Raw genomic sequence first — 19,797 nt, 5'->3', positions numbered from 1 at the left:
AACGCTCCGGTCCCGACCGAAGTCGTCGCCGCACCGGTTGCTGCACCGGCCGCCGTGCCTGAGCCAAGTCTGTTCAAAGGCCTGGTGAAGTCGCTGGTCAGCCTGTTCGCCACCAAGGAAGAGCCTGCTGCACCGGTCGTGGTTGAAAAGCCAGCCACCACCGAGCGTCCAGCCCGCAACGAAGAACGTCGCAATGGTCGCCAGCAAAGCCGCAACCGTAACGGTCGCCGCGATGAAGAGCGCAAGCCTCGCGAAGAACGTGCACCGCGTGAAGAACGCGCACCACGTGAACCGCGAGAAGAGCGTCAACCACGCGAAGCCCGTGAAGAAACTCCAGCCGTAGCCCGTGAAGAACGTGCTCCACGCGCGCCTCGTGAAGAACGTGCACCGCGCGCTCCTCGTGAAGACCGCAAGCCACGTGGTGATCGCGAAGAACGTCCGGTTCGTGAACTGCGCGAGCCGCTGGATGCTGCACCTGTTGCTGCAGCCGCCGCCACTGCCACTGCCATCGCTGAAGAGCGTCCGGCACGTCAGCCACGCGAAGAGCGCGCTCCACGCCCACCGCGTGAAGAACGCCAGCCGCGTGCCGAGCAAGCTGTTGCAGCGGTCGCTGAAGAAGAGCTGCTGTCCAACGAAGAGCAATTGCAGGAAGACGGTCAGGAAGGCGCCGAAGGTGATCGTCCTCGCCGCCGCTCCCGTGGTCAGCGTCGTCGCAGCAATCGTCGTGAGCGTCAACGCGATGCCAACGGCAATGTGATCGAAGGTTCGGAAGAATCCGAGTCCGCCGAAGGTAACGAGGGTGCCGAAGGCCGCGAAGCGCCAAGCACTGACGAACTGGCCGCAGGCCTGGCTGTTACTGCAGCCGTTGCCAGCACCGTGATCAGCGCTCCAGCTGAAGCACAAGCCAACGAGCAGGCCGAACGCGCTACCGCCGCGACGCTGGAAACTGCTCCAGTGGAAGCACCAGTGGTTGAAGCGACTACTCCGGTAGAAGCAACTTCCGCTCCGGAAATCGAAATGGCTCCAGTGGGTGAAGCACAGCCTCAGGTCGAAGCGTTCGCTGAACCTGTCGTCGTCGCCCAGACACCGGCAGTGGTTGCAGAGCCAGTCGTCGAAACCGTCACTGAGACAGTGACCGAATCGGTGCGTGAAGCTCGCGAAGAACAAACTGCGTTCAACTGGGTTGCCGAACCAGTCGCTGCTGAAGCGCCTGCACCTGTGGCAGAAACCGTGGTTTCCGAGCCAGTAGTCGCTGCAGCAGAGCCTGCACCGGTCGTTGAAGCGCCAGTGGTTGCCGAAGTGGCAGCACCGGTGGTCGAGGCGGCTCCTGTCAGCGCCTTGACCGAAAATGGTCGCGCACCAAACGACCCGCGTGAAGTGCGTCGTCGCAAGCGTGAAGCCGAGCGTCTGCAGAAGGAAGCCGAGTTGGCTGCCGCTGCTGCCCCGGCTGCGGTAGAGGAAACTCCGGTTGTTGCTGAAGTCACCGAGGCTGCTGCCCCGGTTGCTGAAGTTGCCGCTGAACCAGCTGACACCGCATTCAACGAAGCTCCGCGCTCCGTTCAACAAGCGGTAGAGCAACACGAGGCCCTGGAAAAAGAGCACGAGCCTAAACCACTCGTCTGATTCCATCAGCCACTAAAAAGCCCCGCCTGGTTATCCAGTGCGGGGCTTTTTTATGGCATTTGATACATCGCGCGATCCATTGGATACGCGCTACACCTACTTGAAGAACAACGCCTCAGGCACATCCACATCCCACAGCACCCCGGGATCCTCCACCGACACTTCAACTACTCGCGCCTGGGAAAACAGCGGCTTGGCACCACGATCACCTGCCAATGCCAACAAGCCTGGACCGAAGGAGCCCGCAAAACCTACCGGGTGGCCATGTTCACCGTCCTGCACCGGCACGCTGATAGCGTCATCAGCCATACCCGCCAGTACCCGCTCAATGCTCGATGGGAGGATAAACGGCATATCCCCCAACATAATCAACCACCCGCCTTGCTGCGGACACGCCGCAACCCCCGCCGCGATGCTGTCCCCCATCCCGGTCGATTCGATCAGCACAATTTCAAACCCATACGCCTGGGCCATACGAATGACCTGTGGGCGATCTGCGGTGGTCACCAGCACGCGCTTCTGCAGTGATGCCGGCACATTCAGCAGCACATGCTCGATCACCGAACGAACGGCGCCGTCGCGCCCGGTACAGTCCGCCAGCAACTTGTCGGAGCCGGCACCTGCCAACTGTTGAAACCGACTGCCCTGCCCTGCCGCCAGCACGACTACGCCGATGGGTTCACTCATACATCCTCCGCCAGCAACTTCTTCTGCTTGAGCTCGACACCGTTCTTGATCGCGACAATCTCGGCCATCAGCGACAAAGCGATTTCCGCGGGCGAGTGACTGCCGATGTGCAGACCGATCGGACCATGCAGCCGCGCGATGGCCTCTGATGACAAGCCTAGCTGAGCCAGATTGTCACGGCGCTTCAGGCTGTTGACCCGGGAACCCAGCGCCCCCACATAAAACGCTTTCGAGTCGAGGGCCGTGAGCAGCGCCATGTCGTCCAGACGAGGATCGTGGGTCAGCGCAACAATGGCCGTGCGTTCATCCGTCTGGATGTTCAACACGGCCTCGTCCGGCATCCCCGAGACAAACCGCCCGTGCTGCTCCTCCCAACCGTAGACAAATTCGCTGCGCGGATCGCAGATCAGCACTTCGAAATCCAGCAACCGCGCCATTTCAGCGACATACCGGGACAGTTGGCCGGCCCCGATCAGCAACAAACGCCAGCGCGGACCGTAAATGGCCCGCAGCGTCGTCCCGTCGAAAGCCAGAACGTCCGTTTTGTCAGCTGCCTCCAGAACGACTTCCCCGGTGTCGACACTGAGCGTGCGCGCCACAATCTCATGGGCTTCACAGCGTGCCAGCAGCTGCGCCACCCATGTCGGATCACCAACATGCTCCTGCGTCAGACGCAAGGTGCCGCCACAGGGCAAACCAAAGCGCGCCGCCTCCTCGCGGGTGACGCCGTAGGTGATCAACTGCACTGGCGGCCCCTCTGCCGGGATGCGGCCGTCGTGCAAGCGGGCAATCAGGTCATCTTCAACACAACCTCCGGACACCGACCCCATCACCACGCCGTCTTCACGCAAGGCCAGCATGGCGCCCGGCGACCTGGGTGCTGTGCCCCAGGTCTGGACCACGCTGAACAACACCACCCGCTGACCGGCGCGACGCCATTCGAGCACGCTGCGCAACACGTTCAGGTCGACGCTGTCCATCAGGCTTCAGCCTTCTGCCAGCCTTGCAGCTGATAACGCACGGGAAGGTTGCGAATACGCTTGCCGGTAGCCGCAAAGATCGCATTGCACAGTGCCGGCGCAATCGGCGGCACGCCAGGTTCGCCAACACCACCAAGCGGCACGTCACCCGGAGGCGTGACCAGATGCACGGCGACTTCTTTCGGTGCCAGGGACATGCGCGCCACTTCATACATGTGGAAGTTGTCTTGCTGGACCTTGCCGTCCTTGAAGCTGATTTCACCCAGAACCGCGTTACCCAACCCCATGACGCAGGCGCCTTCGAACTGCGACCGGATACGTTCCGGGTTGATCTGCGGACCGCAATCCACCGCAATGTCGGCCTTGTGCACGATCAGCGTCCCATCGTCTTTGACTTCGACTTCGATCACCGCCGCCACATAGGTCACGAAACTGTAGTGCACCGCCAAACCCAGCCCTCGGCCCTTCGGCATTTCACGGCCCCAGCCGGCAGCCTTGGCGGCGGTCTCCAGAACGGTGCGCATCCTTGCAGTATCGATTGGATAACGCTCTGGCGACTCGCCGTAGTTCCACTCTTCACTCAAGGTGCGTGGATCGATCTGCCGATCCGGGCCAAGCAGTTTTATCTGGTACTTCAGCGGGTCTTGACCGGCCTTATGCGCCAGTTCATCGACAAAACTCTGAATGGCAAAGCCGTGAGGAATGTTCGAGACCGAGCGATACCAACCCACCCGCGTATGGACCATCGCTTCCGGGTTTTCCAGACGAACGTTAGGAATCGCGTACGCCATGTTGGTAAAGCCCATGCCCAACTCGAACGCCGCTTCGTGGTTCATGCCTGGCGCGAACAGCGCGGTGATGCTGGGGGCGACGGTGCGGTGCAACCAGCCGGACGGCAGACCGTCAGCATTCAGGCTGGCCTTCAGGTACTCAGCCGACACGGTGTGGAAATAGGAGCAATGGATGTCGTCTTCACGGGTCCATTGCACGCGCACCGCCTTGCCGGGGAATTCCTTGGCGAGGATGGCAGCTTCGATGACGAAATCCGGTTTGGACTTACGACCAAAACCACCGCCCAGCAGTGTGACGTTGACCGTCACATTATCGAACGGTATGCCGAGGCGTTCGCCAATGCGCTCCCGAGTGACCTGGGGCGCCTGGCTTGGCGCCCAGGCTTGGCAAACACCGTCCTTGAATCGGGCGATGGCAACCATTGGCTCCATGGGCGATTGCGCCAGGTGCGGCAGATAGTAGGACGCCTCCAAGATGCTGTCGGCCTTGCCCATGGCTTCATCGATGCTGCCCGTGTTGCGCACGACTTTACCGGGCTTGAGCGACGCGGCTTCCAGTTCCTTGCGGTAAGCGATCGAGTCGTAACTGGCATTCGGGCCATCGTCCCACTCGATCTCCAGCGCCTCGCGCCCCTTGATCGCCGCCCAGGTATTGCTGGCCACGACTGCCACACCCCCCAACGGCTGAAACTCCGAGGGCAGCGGACGGCCTTCGATCTGGATGACCTTGATCACCCCGGGGACTTTCATCGCCGCGATGGAGTTGACGGATTTGACCTTGCCGCCATACACCGATGGCCGTGCAATCGTCGCGTAGAGCATGCCGTCGAAGTGCACATCGGCACCGTAGATGGCGCGACCATTGACGATGTCGGCACCGTCGATCGCCTTTACGCCTTCCTTGCCGATGTAACGAAACTCCGAAGGTTGCTTGAGCCTCAGGCTGTCCCGAGCGGGCACCGCCAATGCACTGGCAGCGACCGCCAGGGCGCCGTAACCCAGCTCCCGGCCGGTCGGTTTGTGAATGACTTTGTGCAACTGCGCACGGCATTCGCCAACCGGTACCTTCCACTGCTCGGCAGCGGCCTGTTCCAGCATGGTTCGAGCGGCGGCACCACAACGGCGCATGGGCTCGTACCAGTGACGCATGCTGCGTGAACCGTCAGTGTCCTGGTTACCGAAACGGACTTCGTCTCCCGGCGCCTGCTGGACCTTGACCATCGCCCAGTCGGCATCCAGCTCGTCAGCCACCACCATGCTCAAACTGGTGCGCACGCCCTGGCCCATTTCTGAACGGTTGCACACCACGGTCACGGTGCCATCAGCCGCGATGCTGACGTACACCTTGGGGTCGTCGATCCAGCCGTTGGGCATGCCGTCGGCGCCAAACAGCTTCACTTTTTCGTCTGCTAAGGCGTCCTGCCAGCCCCAGCTAGCCGCCAGCACCAGCGCGCTGGTGGCACCGACACCTTTGAGGAAGCCGCGACGGCTGAGGTTGCTGAGATTACTCAGCGCGAAATCATTTGGAAGCTGGCTCATGCCTTGGCCTCCTTCAAGTGCGTGGAAGCCTGGCGGATAGCCGTCTTGATGCGGTTGTAAGTGCCGCAACGGCAAATATTGCCGACCATCGCCTCTTCGATCTGTTCCTCGCTGGGGTCTGGATGGACCTTGAGCAGCGCTGTCGCCGACATGATCTGTCCACCTTGGCAGAAACCGCACTGAGCCACGGCGGTATCCAGCCAGGCTTGTTGAACGATTTGCCCGACCGGATCAGCGTGCAGGTTATCGATAGTGCTGACGTTCTGGCCGATCACAGACCCGATTGGCGTAATGCAGCTACGCGCCGGGGCGCCATCGATATGAATGGTGCAGGCACCACACAAGCCCATGCCGCAGCCGAATTTGGTGCCGTTGTAACCGGCCACGTCACGAATGGCCCAGAGCAGCGGCATATCTTCGGTGACGTCGAGTGGTAGGTCTTGGCCATTAAGCTTCAGGGTAATCATGGGCACGCCCGCATTGTTGCTTCGGTTATGGGGTCGAGCAATCTGCCGCCGGGGGATGGCGGTGGGTTCACGCAGATCGGCTCAGGCTAATGTGGCTCTCTTATGCAGATGACAGCGTCTGCACCGGGCCTTTGGTGGAGCAAATACTTGCATCGTTAGCTGGCTAAGTTAACCCAGTATTAACAAAAAAGCCCTGCACATTGATCAGTGTGCAGGGCTTTGGGATGGGTCTTGAAAGCGTAGCCTCAATACCGATTCGGCTCCATTTCCAGCTCGACATGGAATCGTTCCAATATGTCTTTCTGGATGCGTTGCGCCAGGGCCAGCAACTGCAGGCCGGTGGCATCGCCGTAGTTGACCAGCACCAGCGCCTGCAACTTATGCACGCCGGCATCGGCCTCGCGAAACCCTTTCCACCCTGCTCGCTCGATCAGCCAGCCGGCAGCGAGTTTCATTTGCCCGTCAGGTTGCGCGTAGGCCACCAGGTCGGGGTACTCGCTTTTGAGTCGGGTAACCAGCGCAGCCGGCACCAGCGGGTTTTTGAAGAAACTGCCCGCATTGCCGAGCACCGCAGGGTCCGGAAGTTTTTCGCTGCGGATGCTGCAGATTGCCTGACTGACATCGGTGGCGGTCGGGTGGTCGATGCCTTGTTCAGTCAAGCGTTGACGCACCGGCCCGTATTCCAGGTGCAGGTGTGCGGTACGGTTCAGTGTGAAACGCACTCGCAGGATCAGCCAACGACCCGGTTCCTGTTTGAACACGCTGTCGCGGTAAGCGAAATTGCATTCAGCCAAGCTGAAGTCGCGCAACTCGCCGGTCTGTCGATCAAGCGCCGTGAGCCCGGCGAACACATCCTTGATCTCCACACCGTAGGCGCCGATGTTCTGCATCGGTGCCGCGCCCACCGTGCCCGGAATCAGGCTGAGGTTTTCCAGTCCCGACAGACCTTGAGCCAGGGTGGACTGCACAAAGGGATGCCAAGGCTCGCCAGCCTCGGCTTCAATCACGACCTGACGCCCGTCATCGCTCAGCACACGAATCCCGCGAGTGGCCATGCGCAGAACCAGTGACTGGATATCCGCCGTCAGCAGCAAGTTGCTGCCTCCACCGATCACCAATAAAGGCACGTCATGCTCGGCGGCATACGCCAGGGCTTCGCGCACGTCGGCATCGCTGTGGGCTTCGGCAAACAAGCGGGCCTGAACATCCACACCAAAACTGTTGAACGGCTTGAGCGACACCTGGGGCCGTATTTGCAAACTCATAACCGCCCCTTCAATTCGATCACCAGCAAATCACTGGCGCGCTCGATCAGGTCCAGCACCTGCTCGAACCCTTGGTCACCGTCGTAGTACGGGTCTGGCACTTCATCGATTTCGCTCTGGTAGCGACGCAGGAACAGGTCCAGTTCGGCCTTGCCCTTGGCGGGTTGCAGCGCCTTGAGGTTGCGCAGGTTGCTGTTGTCCATCGCCAGAATCAGGTCGTACATGGCGAAATCAGCGCGGCTCACCTGCTGGGCACGCTGGGCCGACAGGTCGTAACCACGCAGCTTGGCCGCCGCTTGGCTGCGCTTGTCCGGCGCCTTGCCGACGTGCCAGTCGCCGGTACCGGCGGACGCAACGTCGACCTGACCGGCCAACCCGGCCTCACGCAATTTATGCCGTAGCACGCCTTCCGCGGTGGGCGAGCGGCAGATATTTCCCAGACAGACGAACAAAACCCGCATCAAACCTCCAGCAGGCGACGAACGCGCTCAAGGTCTTCTGCGGTATCCACGCCGGTCGGCGGGGCGATCAACGCGTCGGCCACATGAATCCGCACGCCGTGCCACAGGGCACGCAGCTGCTCAAGGGATTCGGTGTTTTCCAGCCAGCACGGGCCCCAGCTGACGAAGTCATGCAGGAAACCGGCGCGGTAAGCATAAATACCAATGTGCCGGCGATACGGTACGCCTTCCGGCAACTGCTCACGACTCTTGGCGAAAGCATCCCGTGCCCACGGCAACGTCGCACGGCTGAAGGTCAACGCCAGGCCATTGATATCACTGACGACCTTGACGACATTGGGATTGAACAGTGTTTCAACGTCTTCGATCGGCTCGGCCAGGGTGGCCATGCGCGCCTCGGTATGCGCGGCGAGGTTGGCGGCAACCTGATCGATCACACTCGGAGGGATCAACGGCTCGTCACCTTGCACGTTGACTACAATAGCGTCCGGGGCCAGACCCAGTTTCGTGGCAACTTCCGCCAGGCGGTCAGTGCCCGAGTTGTGGTCTTCACGGGTCAGCACCACTTGCGCGCCAAAACCCTTGCAGGCCTCGACGATGCGCGGGTCGTCAGTGGCAACCACCACACGCTCGGCGCCGCTTTTGCTGGCCTGTTCCCAGACATGCTGGATCATCGGTTTGCCGGCGATCAACAGCAGGGGCTTGCCGGGTAAACGGGTCGAAGCGAAACGCGATGGAATGACAACGGTAAAGGCTGTGGTCATTTATCCAGACGCTCATCAGTGGTCAGGGTGCGGGCTTCGGTTTCGAGCATGACCGGAATGCCGTCACGAATCGGGTACGCGAGACCCGCGCCCTTGCTGATCAGCTCGGTTTTGTCGGCGCTGAGCTTGAGCGGGCCTTTGCAGACCGGGCAAGCGAGGATGTCGAGCAATTTGGTGTCCATGAGCATTCCCTGGATAAGAACGGAGTTAAGGCAAAAGACGAGCCGGCAACAGGCGCATCAGCTGTGTATCGAACCAGGCCACGAAGGCCGGCGATGGCACAGCATCGACCGCCAGGTACCACCAATCGGCGGCGGCGAAGGCACGGCACTTCACCGCGTCCTTTTCAGTCATCACCAATGGCAATGACGGTGTGAAATTCAAGGCCTGCGCGCTGTATTCGGCGTGGTCGGCAAAAGCATGGGGGACTGCTCGCCAGTGTAGCGTTTCGAGCGTCGTGAAGAAACGCTGCGGGTTGCCGATCCCGGCCACGGCATGCAGGGCCTGACCGGCAGGAAAGTGGTCGAGGGGATGCCTTTCGCCACTGTGCAGATTGACCAGGGCCGTGGGTTGCAACTGAAAGGCGAAACCGTCCTCACGATCGTCTACCGCGCCGTTGTAGAGCAACGCGTCGACACTTTCCAGACGCTCGACCGGTTCGCGCAATGGCCCGGCGGGCAGGCAACGCTGGTTACCCAGGCCACGAGCAGCGTCGATAAGCACCAGCTCGAGGTCTCGGGCCAGTCGATAATGTTGCATGCCGTCGTCAGACAGAATCAGGTCCAGCGGCTCACTCGCCAGCAACGCTTTGACGGCACGACTGCGGTCCGGGTCGATCATCAAGGGCACACCCGTGCGCTGGACGATCAACAACGGCTCGTCACCCGCCATTTCCGCGCTTTGATCCGCCTCGACGCGCCAGGGCAATTGCGCAGGTTTTGCACCATAGCCGCGACTGACCACGCCCACTCGCAGCCCGCTACGCTTGCAGTGCTCGATCATCCAAAGAATCAGCGGCGTCTTGCCGGTGCCGCCGACAGTGATGTTACCGACCACGATCAGCGGCACGGGCGGTTGATAGATCTCGCCCTCGCCTGCCAGAAAGCGCTTGCGCTTGTTCGTGACGACCCGCCGATACAGCCACTCCAGCGGCTGAAGCAACTTCAGGGCCGGGTGACCTTCATACCAGGCCGCAATCAAGCGATCGGACAGGGCCATCAGGGCGCGGGCGCCGACGCTTCGACAGTGGTCATGCGCAGGTGACTGAAGCCCAGCTTGCCTGCGGCGTCCATGGCGGTGATGACGGACTGATGCTGTGTCTTGCCGTCAGCGCTGATAGACAGCGGCAGATTGGTATCACCGTTGGACTCTTTTTTCAGCGCGTCCATCAGGGTTGCCAGATCGTTCTTGGGCAATATCTGATTGTTGACCGAAAACACGCCTTCGGCGCTGATGGCAACGTCCAGCTGCTTGGCCTGCTGATCTTCGGCAGGCGAACCACTGACCGCCTCGGGCAACTCGACGCGCAATTGGGTTTCACGGGTAAACGTGGTCGTGACCACGAAAAACAGCAGCAGGATAAACACCACGTCGATCAACGATGCGAGGTTGATGTCCACATTTTCCCGTTGCTTGCGGCGGAATTTCACGCTTTGCCCTCAGCCAGGTCCACGTCACGATCACCCTGCACCACTTCAACCAGCTTGATTGCTTCCTGCTCCATGCCCACCACCAGTTCATCGATCCGGCGCTGGAGGAAGCGGTGGAAGAAGACCGAAGGAATACCGACCATCAGGCCCGCCGCCGTGGTAATCAGCGCCTTGGAGATACCACCGGCCAGTACGGAGGCGTTGGTGGTCATGCCCGTGCCCATGAACGCACTGAAAATATCGATCATGCCCAGGACCGTACCCAGCAACCCCAGCAATGGGGCCATGGCCGCGATGGTGCCCAAGGCATTGATGTAACGCTCAAGCTCATGAATGACTCGGGCGGCCGCCTCTTCGATGCACTCTTTCATGATCTCGCGACCATGTTTGGAGTTCGCCAGACCGGCGGCCAGGATCTCGCCCAACGGAGAGTTGGCGCGCAGTTCCTTGAGTTTGTCTTTATTGAGTTGCTTGTCCTTGATCCAGACCCAGACCTGCCCGAGCAAATGCTCCGGGGTCACACGGCTGGCTCGCAGGGTCCAGAGACGCTCGGCGACAATCGCCATCGCCGCGATGGAACTCAGGATGATCGGCAGCATCATCCAGCCACCGGATTTGACCAATTCCCACACAGTGTCAGTCCCCTCGAAAAAGTGCGCCACTCTAACATAGGGGGTGCGCGCACCGAAGACCGTGATGTCGCATCCGGTCGGGCATCAATCACACACCGTTACATCGGAAGCGGCGGCGGATCACGCCAGAATCGCCGTTCCTGACGCATCGTCACGGGTGGCTTGAAACGGCCCAGTTGCAGATGAACGGCACCTTGATCAGCGCTGTCGTAAATGTTCAGGCCACTTTTTCGATAGCGTGCCATGACCGTTGGATGGGGATGACCGAAGGAATTGCCATTACCCCGGGAAATCAGCACCGACTTGGGTTGCAACCGGTTCAGCAGGGCCATCGAAGACGACGTGCGACTGCCGTGATGAGGTGACTGCAACCAATCGGTGCTGACCGCCAGCGGGCTGTCGAGCAGTGCTCTTTCGGCGGCGCCTTCTATGTCACCGGTTAGCAGCAAACGCTCGCCCCCGGCCTCGATTTGCAGCACACAGGACCTTGAGTTGCTGTCATGGGCCGATGCCCACTGCCAGAGTTGGAAGTTCACGCCATCCCAATTCCATTGCCGCCCACTTTCGCAGTCTTCAGCGCTCAGCCCATCCACAAAAGGCAAAGGCTCGCCACCGACGATCTGACTGACGGGCAAGCCACGGGCAACCGCCCGCACACCGCCAGCGTGATCGGCGTGAGCGTGGCTGATCAACATCAGGTCGATCGCGTTGACGCCCAGTTTGCGCAACGTCGGCAGCACTACCCGCTCGCCCAGATCGGAATCACCGGATCGTGGTCCGGCGTCATACAACAAGGTGTGATGGCGCGTGCGCACAAGGATCGCCAGTCCCTGGCCGACATCCAGTTGCCAGACGTCTGCTACGCCTTCCGGGATTTCCGGACGGGGAGGAAAGATGAGCAATAAAAACAGCGGCCAACCCGCCAGACGCAGCGGCACGCCACGTGGCATCAGCAGCAGCAAGGCCCCCAGAGTGCCCAATGCCCACGTCCACAACGGGATCGCAACCGGGACCCAGGCCGGCAACTGCCCGGCGATCAGCGCCAGGCCTTTGAATAGCCAGTCGATCAGACCTCCAGCCAGCCACAACAAACCCTCGCCCACATAGGGAATGGGCAATAAGAGCGTACCGAGCAACGCGGGCGGGAGTACCAACAGACTGATCCAGGGCACCGCCAGCAGATTCGTCAGCGGACCGCTGATACTGATCGGCAGGCCTAGAATCAGTAGAAACGGGCACAAGCCGATCGCGATCAGCCATTGGGCGCGCGTCCAGGTTTGCCACCAGCTCCACGGGCCCAACCGACCACCGAAGGTAAAAATCAGGACGCCAACCGCGGCGAAGGACAGCCAGAAACCCGGCTGCAGGCTCGCCAGCGGATCCATCAGCAACACACCGTTGAGTGCCAGCAACAGCGGCCACCAGGCGCCGAGGTGGCGAAAGCGCAGGCGCCACAACAGCACCAGGCCGATCATCACACACGCTCGCCGCACCGGCACATCGAACCCGGCGAGCAGGCCATAACCCACCGCAGCACCGAACGCGAGGCCGCACGCCCATGGCAGCCAGGGCAAACGACCCGGCCATGCGCCAAAGCGAGCCAACCCGGCGATCAGCAGGTACACGACGCCCGCCAACAGACCAATGTGCTGCCCGGATATGACCAGCAAATGCACGGTTCCGGTGTCTTGCAGCACTTGCCAATCTTCGCGGCTCAGCCCGGCACCGTCCCCCAGGACCAGTGCGGCCAACGCCCCGGATCGTCCTTGGGCGTCGACATTCTGCAGGCGTTGGCGAATGCCGTCGCGCCAGGCTCCGCGAGCCTCTGCGAGCCTTTCACCCTCCTTGACCGTGCCCGTTGCACCGATGCCCTTAGCCAGCAGCCAGGCGTCATAATCGAAGGCGTGCGGGTTGAGCAATCCGGCAGGACGCTTCAATTTGACTGCCAATCGCCAACGTTCACCGCTGTTGACTGGCGGCCCGTCGTACCAGGCCAAACGCATCAGCTTTGGCAGTTTCGAACGTCGTGAATGGCTGTCCGTCAGCTCAAAGCGCACCACGCCCTCGGCGTTTTGGGGCAACCCTGTCACTCGCCCCTCCACCCAACGCGTCTCGCCGTCGAGTCGGGGTGCCAAGCGATCATTCAGCGCCCATTGCGCATTCGCACCCGCCCAACTCAAGCCGAACAGAAAGAATGCCAATGGATAGGCCCGAAAGGGCAACACCATCAAACCGGCCACAGGCAACAACATCCACAACCAGACCGGCGGTAAAGCCGGTAAAAAACGCAGGGTCAGCAGACCCAACGCCAGCGCTAACATCCCTGTGCGCATAAGCCCGTCCTTGAGAGTTCCCCCCTAGGCTTAGCTGGCCGACCGCACAGTCATCGTTATTAATTGTCACAAAGTCTGAATGGGCGGTTTATAGAATCCAGACATACTTGCCGCCTTAACCGACCGAGAAGCCCTATGCCCCGGCGCTTATTCAAACGTTACATGCCAGACCCGACGAGCATCAGGGAACACAAGTCCTTACGCTTTCTTGGCACCCTGCTGCATGACCCGAACCTTTGGCACCTCAACCGCCACTCGGTCGCCCGGGCGATGGCGGTCGGGCTGTTTGCGGCATTCCTGCCGATTCCGTTGCAGATGCTGGTTGCCGCGGCCCTCGCCATTATGGTGCGCGGCAACATTCCAATCGCCGTCAGCCTGGTCTGGTTGACCAACCCGATCACCATGCCGGTGGTATTTTTCTGCACCTACCAGACAGGCGCCTGGCTCATGGACATCCCTGCCCGTCATTTGCCCGACGAGTTGACCTGGGAATGGATCAGCGGCGAGCTTTCGACGATGTGGCAGCCCTTCTTGCTGGGTTCGGTAGTGACGGGACTGGCGCTCGGCGCGCTGGCCTACTGCCTGACCATGACGTATTGGCGCTGGTGGGTCAGTCGACAGTGGAAGCGGCGCAAGAAAAAACGGATGTAAGAATGCACAACGGCCTCCACTTGGGAGGCCGTTTGTTTTTGCGGTGCCGGACTGAGGTTAAGTACGCATCCCGCGCCCACTCACCAGCAATCGCGCACAACCGATATACAACACAACCGTCGCCACCAGCATGAACGTGATCGCGACACTGATCTTGATATCCGAAACGCCAAGGATGCCGTAGCGGAACGCGTTGACCATGTGCAACACCGGATTCGCCAGGGACACGGTCTGCCAGAACGGAGGCAGCAACGAGATCGAGTAGAACACCCCACCCAGGTACGTCAGCGGCGTCAGCACAAACGTCGGGATGATCGAGATGTCATCGAAGTTACGTGCAAACACTGCGTTGATGAAGCCCAGCAGCGAAAAAATCGTCGCCGTCAGCACCACCACCAGAACGGTCACACCCAGGTGATGCACCTGCAGCTTGGTGAAAAACAGCGACAGCATCGTCACGATCACCCCGACCATCAAGCCGCGCAACACGCCGCCCAAGGTGTAGCCGATCAGAATCGTGTGCGGCGACACCGGCGACACCATCAACTCTTCGATGGAGCGCTGGAACTTGCTGCCGAAGAAACTCGACACCACGTTGCCATAGGAGTTGGTGATCACCGACATCATGATCAGGCCCGGCACGATGTATTCCATGTAGGTGAAGCCACCCATATCACCGATCTGCCGACCGATCAGATTGCCAAAGATCACGAAGTACAGAACCATGGTGATCGCTGGCGGTAGCAGTGTTTGCGGCCAGATCCGGGTAAAGCGTCTGACCTCGCGATAAACGATGGTATTGAGGGCAACGAGGTTGGGTTGCAGCTCGGAACTCATACCGCCACCTTCGACAGATTTTTCTCCACCAGGGACACGAACAACTCCTCGAGGCGATTGGTTTTGTTACGCAGGCTCAGCACTTCGATATTTTGCTGAGCAAGTTGAGTGAACAGCGCAGTGATGCCCATCGCCTTGTCGACCTGGACCTCCAGCGTGTGGCTGTCCAGCAGCTTGGTCGGATAACCGAGCAACTGCGGCGCCACGTTCAGCGTGTTCTTCAGATCGAGCAGGAACGTCTCCACATGCAGCTGACCGAGCAGCTGTTTCATGCTGGTGTTCTCGACGATGGTGCCGTGATCGATGATCCCGATATTGCGGCACAACTGCTCAGCCTCTTCCAGATAATGCGTGGTGAGGATGATGGTGATGCCTTTCTGGTTCAGCTCGGTCAGGAAGGTCCACATCGAACGACGCAATTCGATATCCACCCCTGCCGTCGGTTCGTCGAGGATCAACAGGCGCGGCTCATGAACCAGCGCACGGGCGATCATCAGTCGACGCTTCATGCCGCCGGACAACGAGCGCGATGGCACGTCACGCTTGTCCCACAACCCGAGCTGGGTCAGGTATTGCTCAGCACGTTCCTTGGCGATCTTCGGCGGGATGCCGTAGTAACCGGCCTGGGTGACGACGATGTCGAACGTCTTCTCGAACTGGTTGAAGTTGAATTCCTGGGGCACCACGCCGATGGAGCGTTTGAGTTGCGCAGGATTCTTGTCCAGGTCGTGACCGAAGATATTCACCGTGCCGCTGGTCTTGTTCACCAGGGTAGAGAGAATGCCGATGGTCGTGGATTTGCCCGCGCCGTTAGGGCCGAGCAAGGCAAAAAAGTCACCTTCAGCGACGTCCAGATCGATACCACTCAGGGCCTGGAAACCGTTGCCGTAGGTTTTGGTTAGCTGCCGGATGGACAGAGCGGAACTCATATCGGATTACGCACCAAGAAGGAAAGGAAGAGATAGATAAGGGCGGGCGGCGACTAACACAACCACGGCGCATGAAGGCAATGGTGCTTGTCGTCGCCACACAAGTACAGTCAAGCGTGTCGATAGTGAGTATTAAGTCAACGCGGTCATGACGGCTTTCTGATACGCCGGACGCTGCTTGAGCCGTGCGTACCAGGCTTGCAGATGGGGTTGCGGCGCACGCTCGATCGGCATCTCGAACCAGGCATAAATAAAACTGCCCAGGGGAATGTCGCCCATGCCGATCTCGTTACCCGACAGGTAAGGCTGGGTTGCCAGTGCCGCATCGGCCATCGCCAGTAAGCCGTTGCACTCTTTGATAGCGGCGTTGATGGCGGACCAGTCCTGCTGATCTGCCGGGGTGCGCAACACGCCCCAGAACACGGTGCGGAAAGGGCCGGCAAAACTTGAGGTGGTCCAGTCCATCCACTTGTCGGCAGCCGCGCGGGCTTGCGGATCCGCCGCGTACCAATGGGTGTCGTTGGCATGACGGGCCATCAGGTAACGAACGATGGCATTGGATTCCCAAAGTACGAAACCATCGTCCTGAATAACCGGCACACGGCCATTGGGATTCATCGCTCGATACTCGGGCGTATCGACCACCCCGAACGCGCCGCCCGCATCAATCGCCTCATAGGCCAGGCCCAGCTCTTCGGCGGCCCATAACGGCTTTCTGACATTCGACGAATTTTTCCGACCCCAGATCTTCAGCATGACCGCCTCTTTATGGATGAATGCGCAGGCAGCATACGCCGGATCAGGCGCGACTCAAATCGCCCTGCATGTCACCCAGCAACGGCGGCAATTGATCGCTGAAGAGGTGTGGATAGCATTTTTCCAGGTGCTCGAAAAAGAACGCTTCGGGCACGTCGGTAAACTGACCGTGATCGATCAGGTACTCCATCAACTGCTCACCATCGCGATTGAAGGGATGAAAAACGCTGTCGTTGATCCCGTCGAATTCCAGCGGCGCGACATTGAACAGTTCACACAATCCTTGATTGAACGCAGGCGTGGCTTTGACCCAGCGGCCGTTCAAAAACAACTCGGTATAGCCGTGCATGGCGAACACATCACTCTTGAGCAGCTCGAGTAACCGCGGCGTCGACAGGTGATTGCGCACATCCGCCAGGCCAATACGTGCAGGGATACCGCAATGTCGTGCGGCACCCGCCAGCAACGTGGCTTTGGGCACGCAGTAACTCTCCCCGGCCGCCAGCGCATAACTGCCGCGCAGGGTTTGCGGGTCGCGGCTGAAGGTGTAAGGGTTGTAGCGCACGGCTTCGCGCACCGCGTAATAAAGATTGATCGCCTGCTCGAGCGGGTCGCGACTGGCGCCCCGATGTTTTTCAGCGAACTCCACCACGGACGGATGGTCACTATCGATGAAGCGGCCGGGACTCAGATACTCGTGCATGAGAACAATCTCCTGGGGAAGCCACGAGTCTAGCGACAGCTTCAGCACAGAGATAACGACGTTTCGGCCAAACATGGACGCATAGCCGCGCCGGTAGCGAACGAATGCCGCGCCCTGATGCCCACTGATCCTGCAAAACGCGTTGAAGGTTTCCCACGAATTCAATCACCTCGCTCTGATCACCCTGTTTTACGGATGCCGTCTAAGCTCTGAAGGTTGGTTTTGCCCCTGGTTCACGGAGGATTAAATATGCTGTTGTTGTGGATACTGGTTCTGATTGTCGGCATCGCCTACCTGGCCCACCGCCGCACCGCCCCGCTCCCCGCACTGTGCATCGTCGCTGTCTACGTCGTGGCGATGGGCGCATTCAGTCACGCGCCGGGATGGTTATTGCTGGTGCTCTGGGTGTTGATCGCAGCCGTTGCGGCGCCTTTGTTGCTGCCCGATCTGCGTCGCAAATTTTTCAGTGCGCCACTGTTCAGCTGGTTTCAGAAAACACTGCCGCCAATGTCGCAAACAGAACGCGACGCCATCGATGCCGGCACCGTCTGGTGGGATGGTGAACTGTTCAGCGGCCGGCCGGACTGGGACAAACTGCTGTCCTATCCAAAAGTGCAATTGAGCGAAGAAGAACAGGCATTCATCGACGGTCCGACCGAAGAACTCTGCGCCATGGTGACCGACTGGCAAATCGGCCAGGACATGGACTTGCCGCCAGAAGCCTGGAGCCACATCAAGGAGAACGGCTTTTTCGCCCTGATCATTCCAAAAGAATTCGGTGGCAAGGGCTTCTCCGCCTACGCCCACTCACAGGTCGCAATGAAACTGGCGACTCGCAGCGGCGACCTCGCCTCCACCGTGATGGTGCCCAACTCCCTCGGCCCTGCTGAACTGCTGTTGCACTACGGCACCGACGAACAACGCAACCACTACCTGCCACGCCTCGCGCGCGGTGACGACATTCCGTGCTTCGCCCTTACCGGACCGCTCGCGGGCTCGGATGCAGGGGCCATGCCCGATACCGGCGTTATCTGCAAAGGTGAATGGGAAGGCAAGGAAACACTGGGCCTGCGCCTGAACTGGGAAAAGCGCTACATCACCCTCGGACCCGTCGCTACCCTTCTCGGCCTGGCATTCAAGGCCTACGACCCGGACCATCTGCTGGGTGACAAGGAAGACCTGGGCATCAGCCTGGCGCTGATTCCAACCGACACTGCCGGCGTTGAAATCGGTCGCCGTCACCTGCCACTGGGCGCCGCGTTCATGAACGGCCCCAACTCCGGCAAAGACGTGTTCGTGCCACTGGAATTCCTCATCGGCGGCCAGGAAATGCTCGGCAAGGGCTGGATGATGTTGATGAATTGCCTGTCGGTCGGGCGCTCGATTTCCCTCCCGGCAGTGGGTACCGGCGCGGCGAAGTTCACCAGCCTGGTGACCGGGCAATACGCGCAGGTTCGCGAGCAGTTCAACGTGCCACTCTCAGCCTTCGAAGGCATTCAGGAAGCCATGGCGCGCATCGGCGGTAACGCCTGGATGATGGACGCCGCGCGAATGCTGACCGCCAACGCCGTGGATCTGGGCGAGAAACCGTCGGTGCTGTCGGCGATTCTCAAGTACCACCTCACCGAACGCGGACGCGAATGCATCAGCCACGCCATGGACGTTCACGGCGGCAAAGCGATCATCATGGGCCCGAACAATTACCTGGGTCGCAGCTGGAATGGCGCGCCGATCTTCATCACGGTGGAAGGCGCGAATATTCTTTCGCGTAACCTGATGATCTTCGGTCAGGGCGCGATTCGCTGCCATCCTTTCGTCCTCAAGGAAATGGCGCTTGCCGGTCGTGAGGACAAGGATCAGGCCCTCATTGAATTTGATGGTCTGCTGCTCCAGCACATCGGTTTTGCCGTGAGCAACGCCGCCAGCACGCTGGTGTTGAACCTTGGTTTCGGCCATTTCGAACGGGCGCCGGGTAACGGGCTCAGCCAGGGTTACTTCCGCGCACTGAACCGTCAGGCCGCCGCATTCGCCATGCTCGCCGACCTCAGCATGATGTTGCTGGGTGGCGAACTTAAGCGTCGCGAACGCTTGTCGGCGCGCCTCGGGGATGTGCTCAGCAACATGTACCTCGCTTCCGCCGCGCTCAAGCGTTATCACGATCTCGATTCTCCCGACCATATGGCCCCGCTGTTTACCTGGGCCATGGAAGAGAGTCTCGGCCAGTCGGAACGGGCGCTGGATGAACTGCTGACCAACTTCCCCAATAAGGTGCTGGGCTGTCTGCTGCGCGTGATCGTCTTTCCGTTCGGTCGTCGTCACAAGGGACCATCGGACAAACTCGGTGCGCAAGTGGCGGCTGTGATTGGTCGCGCCAAGGGCGATCCGACCCTCGAGGAACTGCTGGGTGGGTGCTACCGTCCGCAGTCGGCCGATGACGCCGTCGGCGCTCTGCAACACGCGTGCAACCTGCTGAATGCAGCGCAGCCGCTGCAGAAAAAACTGCATGTGGCGCTCAAAAGTGGCCAGGTCAAACCGGCCGCCGGGGAGCACGCGATCGATGCAGCGCTGGAGGCGGGTGCGTTGCAGCCGGTAGAAGCACAAACCCTGCGTGATGCCGAAACGGCGCGACGCAAGGTGATCGACGTCGATGATTTCGACAAAGAGGAGTTGGCGCTGGCCGAAGGTAAGGTCCGCTGATTCCGTTCCACCTATAAAAACGGGCGCAGGAGC

The 19,797-nt window shown here is 60.3% G+C and carries 18 protein-coding genes and 1 pseudogene; 3 read left to right on the top strand and 16 right to left on the bottom strand.

Annotated features, from left to right (window positions below):
- A pseudogene (locus tag GBC55_RS14370) lies at positions 1-1,623 on the top strand (ribonuclease E); the annotation flags it as partial.
- A 96-nt stretch (positions 1,624-1,719) separates the two neighbouring features.
- Here the strand turns inward: GBC55_RS14370 and GBC55_RS14365 are convergent.
- From GBC55_RS14365 to GBC55_RS14310, 12 genes are all read right to left on the bottom strand, one after another.
- On the bottom strand, positions 1,720-2,310 hold the full coding sequence (locus GBC55_RS14365; protein ID WP_162438006.1) for a nucleotidyltransferase family protein: 591 nt from the start codon (positions 2,308-2,310) through the stop codon (positions 1,720-1,722).
- On the bottom strand, positions 2,307-3,290 hold the full coding sequence (locus GBC55_RS14360) for an XdhC family protein (RefSeq protein WP_162438005.1): 984 nt from the start codon (positions 3,288-3,290) through the stop codon (positions 2,307-2,309). The genes GBC55_RS14365 and GBC55_RS14360 overlap by 4 nt, the downstream gene beginning before the upstream one ends.
- A complete protein-coding gene (locus GBC55_RS14355) occupies positions 3,290-5,620 on the bottom strand; it encodes a xanthine dehydrogenase family protein molybdopterin-binding subunit (protein WP_162438004.1) in 2,331 nt (776 codons plus the stop codon). The genes GBC55_RS14360 and GBC55_RS14355 overlap by 1 nt, the downstream gene beginning before the upstream one ends.
- Positions 5,617-6,087 carry a (2Fe-2S)-binding protein gene (locus GBC55_RS14350; protein ID WP_162438003.1) on the bottom strand — a complete coding sequence of 157 codons (471 nt, stop codon included), beginning with the start codon at positions 6,085-6,087 and terminating at the stop codon, positions 5,617-5,619. The genes GBC55_RS14355 and GBC55_RS14350 overlap by 4 nt, the downstream gene beginning before the upstream one ends.
- A gap of 245 nt (positions 6,088-6,332) precedes the next feature.
- Entirely contained in the window at positions 6,333-7,352 is a 1,020-nt protein-coding gene (murB, locus tag GBC55_RS14345) for a UDP-N-acetylmuramate dehydrogenase (RefSeq protein ID WP_162438002.1), read from the bottom strand.
- A complete protein-coding gene (locus GBC55_RS14340; RefSeq protein ID WP_162438001.1) occupies positions 7,349-7,813 on the bottom strand; it encodes a low molecular weight protein-tyrosine-phosphatase in 465 nt (154 codons plus the stop codon). Before GBC55_RS14340 ends, murB begins: the two co-directional genes overlap by 4 nt.
- Positions 7,813-8,577, bottom strand: coding sequence for a 3-deoxy-manno-octulosonate cytidylyltransferase (kdsB, locus tag GBC55_RS14335; protein ID WP_162438000.1), 765 nt, complete (start codon positions 8,575-8,577; stop codon positions 7,813-7,815). Before kdsB ends, GBC55_RS14340 begins: the two co-directional genes overlap by 1 nt.
- The gene (locus GBC55_RS14330; RefSeq protein ID WP_007945752.1) at positions 8,574-8,759 is read right to left on the bottom strand and encodes a Trm112 family protein; all 186 of its coding nucleotides are present in this window, start codon (positions 8,757-8,759) and stop codon (positions 8,574-8,576) included. Before GBC55_RS14330 ends, kdsB begins: the two co-directional genes overlap by 4 nt.
- A 25-nt stretch (positions 8,760-8,784) precedes the next feature.
- Positions 8,785-9,795, bottom strand: coding sequence for a tetraacyldisaccharide 4'-kinase (gene lpxK / locus GBC55_RS14325; protein WP_162437999.1), 1,011 nt, complete (start codon positions 9,793-9,795; stop codon positions 8,785-8,787).
- Positions 9,795-10,226, bottom strand: a complete 432-nt coding sequence (locus tag GBC55_RS14320) for a biopolymer transporter ExbD (RefSeq protein ID WP_162437998.1) — start codon at positions 10,224-10,226, stop codon at positions 9,795-9,797. The genes lpxK and GBC55_RS14320 overlap by 1 nt, the downstream gene beginning before the upstream one ends.
- Positions 10,223-10,858 carry a MotA/TolQ/ExbB proton channel family protein gene (locus tag GBC55_RS14315; RefSeq protein ID WP_162437997.1) on the bottom strand — a complete coding sequence of 212 codons (636 nt, stop codon included), beginning with the start codon at positions 10,856-10,858 and terminating at the stop codon, positions 10,223-10,225. The genes GBC55_RS14320 and GBC55_RS14315 overlap by 4 nt, the downstream gene beginning before the upstream one ends.
- Positions 10,859-10,956: 98 nt before the next feature.
- Positions 10,957-13,191 carry a DNA internalization-related competence protein ComEC/Rec2 gene (locus GBC55_RS14310; protein WP_162437996.1) on the bottom strand — a complete coding sequence of 745 codons (2,235 nt, stop codon included), beginning with the start codon at positions 13,189-13,191 and terminating at the stop codon, positions 10,957-10,959.
- A gap of 135 nt (positions 13,192-13,326) precedes the next feature.
- On the opposite strand from GBC55_RS14310, the gene GBC55_RS14305 reads away from it, so the two are divergent.
- A complete protein-coding gene (locus GBC55_RS14305; RefSeq protein WP_162437995.1) occupies positions 13,327-13,842 on the top strand; it encodes a DUF2062 domain-containing protein in 516 nt (171 codons plus the stop codon).
- A gap of 57 nt (positions 13,843-13,899) precedes the next feature.
- Here the strand turns inward: GBC55_RS14305 and GBC55_RS14300 are convergent, their stop codons facing one another.
- The 4 genes from GBC55_RS14300 to GBC55_RS14285 form a co-directional block, all read right to left on the bottom strand.
- Positions 13,900-14,679 (bottom strand): ABC transporter permease, encoded by a 780-nt coding sequence (locus GBC55_RS14300; protein WP_162437994.1) that lies wholly within the window; start codon positions 14,677-14,679, stop codon positions 13,900-13,902.
- Complete coding sequence (locus GBC55_RS14295; protein ID WP_162437993.1) at positions 14,676-15,608, bottom strand: ABC transporter ATP-binding protein; 933 nt, start codon at positions 15,606-15,608, stop codon at positions 14,676-14,678. Before GBC55_RS14295 ends, GBC55_RS14300 begins: the two co-directional genes overlap by 4 nt.
- A gap of 132 nt (positions 15,609-15,740) precedes the next feature.
- Positions 15,741-16,364: a glutathione S-transferase gene (locus GBC55_RS14290; protein WP_162437992.1), complete on the bottom strand. Its 624-nt coding sequence runs from the start codon at positions 16,362-16,364 to the stop codon at positions 15,741-15,743.
- A gap of 43 nt (positions 16,365-16,407) precedes the next feature.
- A complete protein-coding gene (locus tag GBC55_RS14285; protein WP_162437991.1) occupies positions 16,408-17,067 on the bottom strand; it encodes a transglutaminase family protein in 660 nt (219 codons plus the stop codon).
- Positions 17,068-17,316: 249 nt separating this feature from the next.
- Between GBC55_RS14285 and GBC55_RS14280 the strand changes: the two genes are divergently transcribed.
- The gene (locus GBC55_RS14280) at positions 17,317-19,764 is read left to right on the top strand and encodes an acyl-CoA dehydrogenase (RefSeq protein WP_162437990.1); all 2,448 of its coding nucleotides are present in this window, start codon (positions 17,317-17,319) and stop codon (positions 19,762-19,764) included.
- Positions 19,765-19,797: the final 33 nt, after the last annotated feature.

The sequence above is a fragment of the Pseudomonas sp. TNT3 genome (assembly GCF_010095445.2).
Taxonomy (GTDB): Bacteria; Pseudomonadota; Gammaproteobacteria; order Pseudomonadales; family Pseudomonadaceae; genus Aquipseudomonas.
Note: the sequence above shows the minus strand (reverse complement) of the source record. Positions and strands in the feature narration are given on the sequence as shown.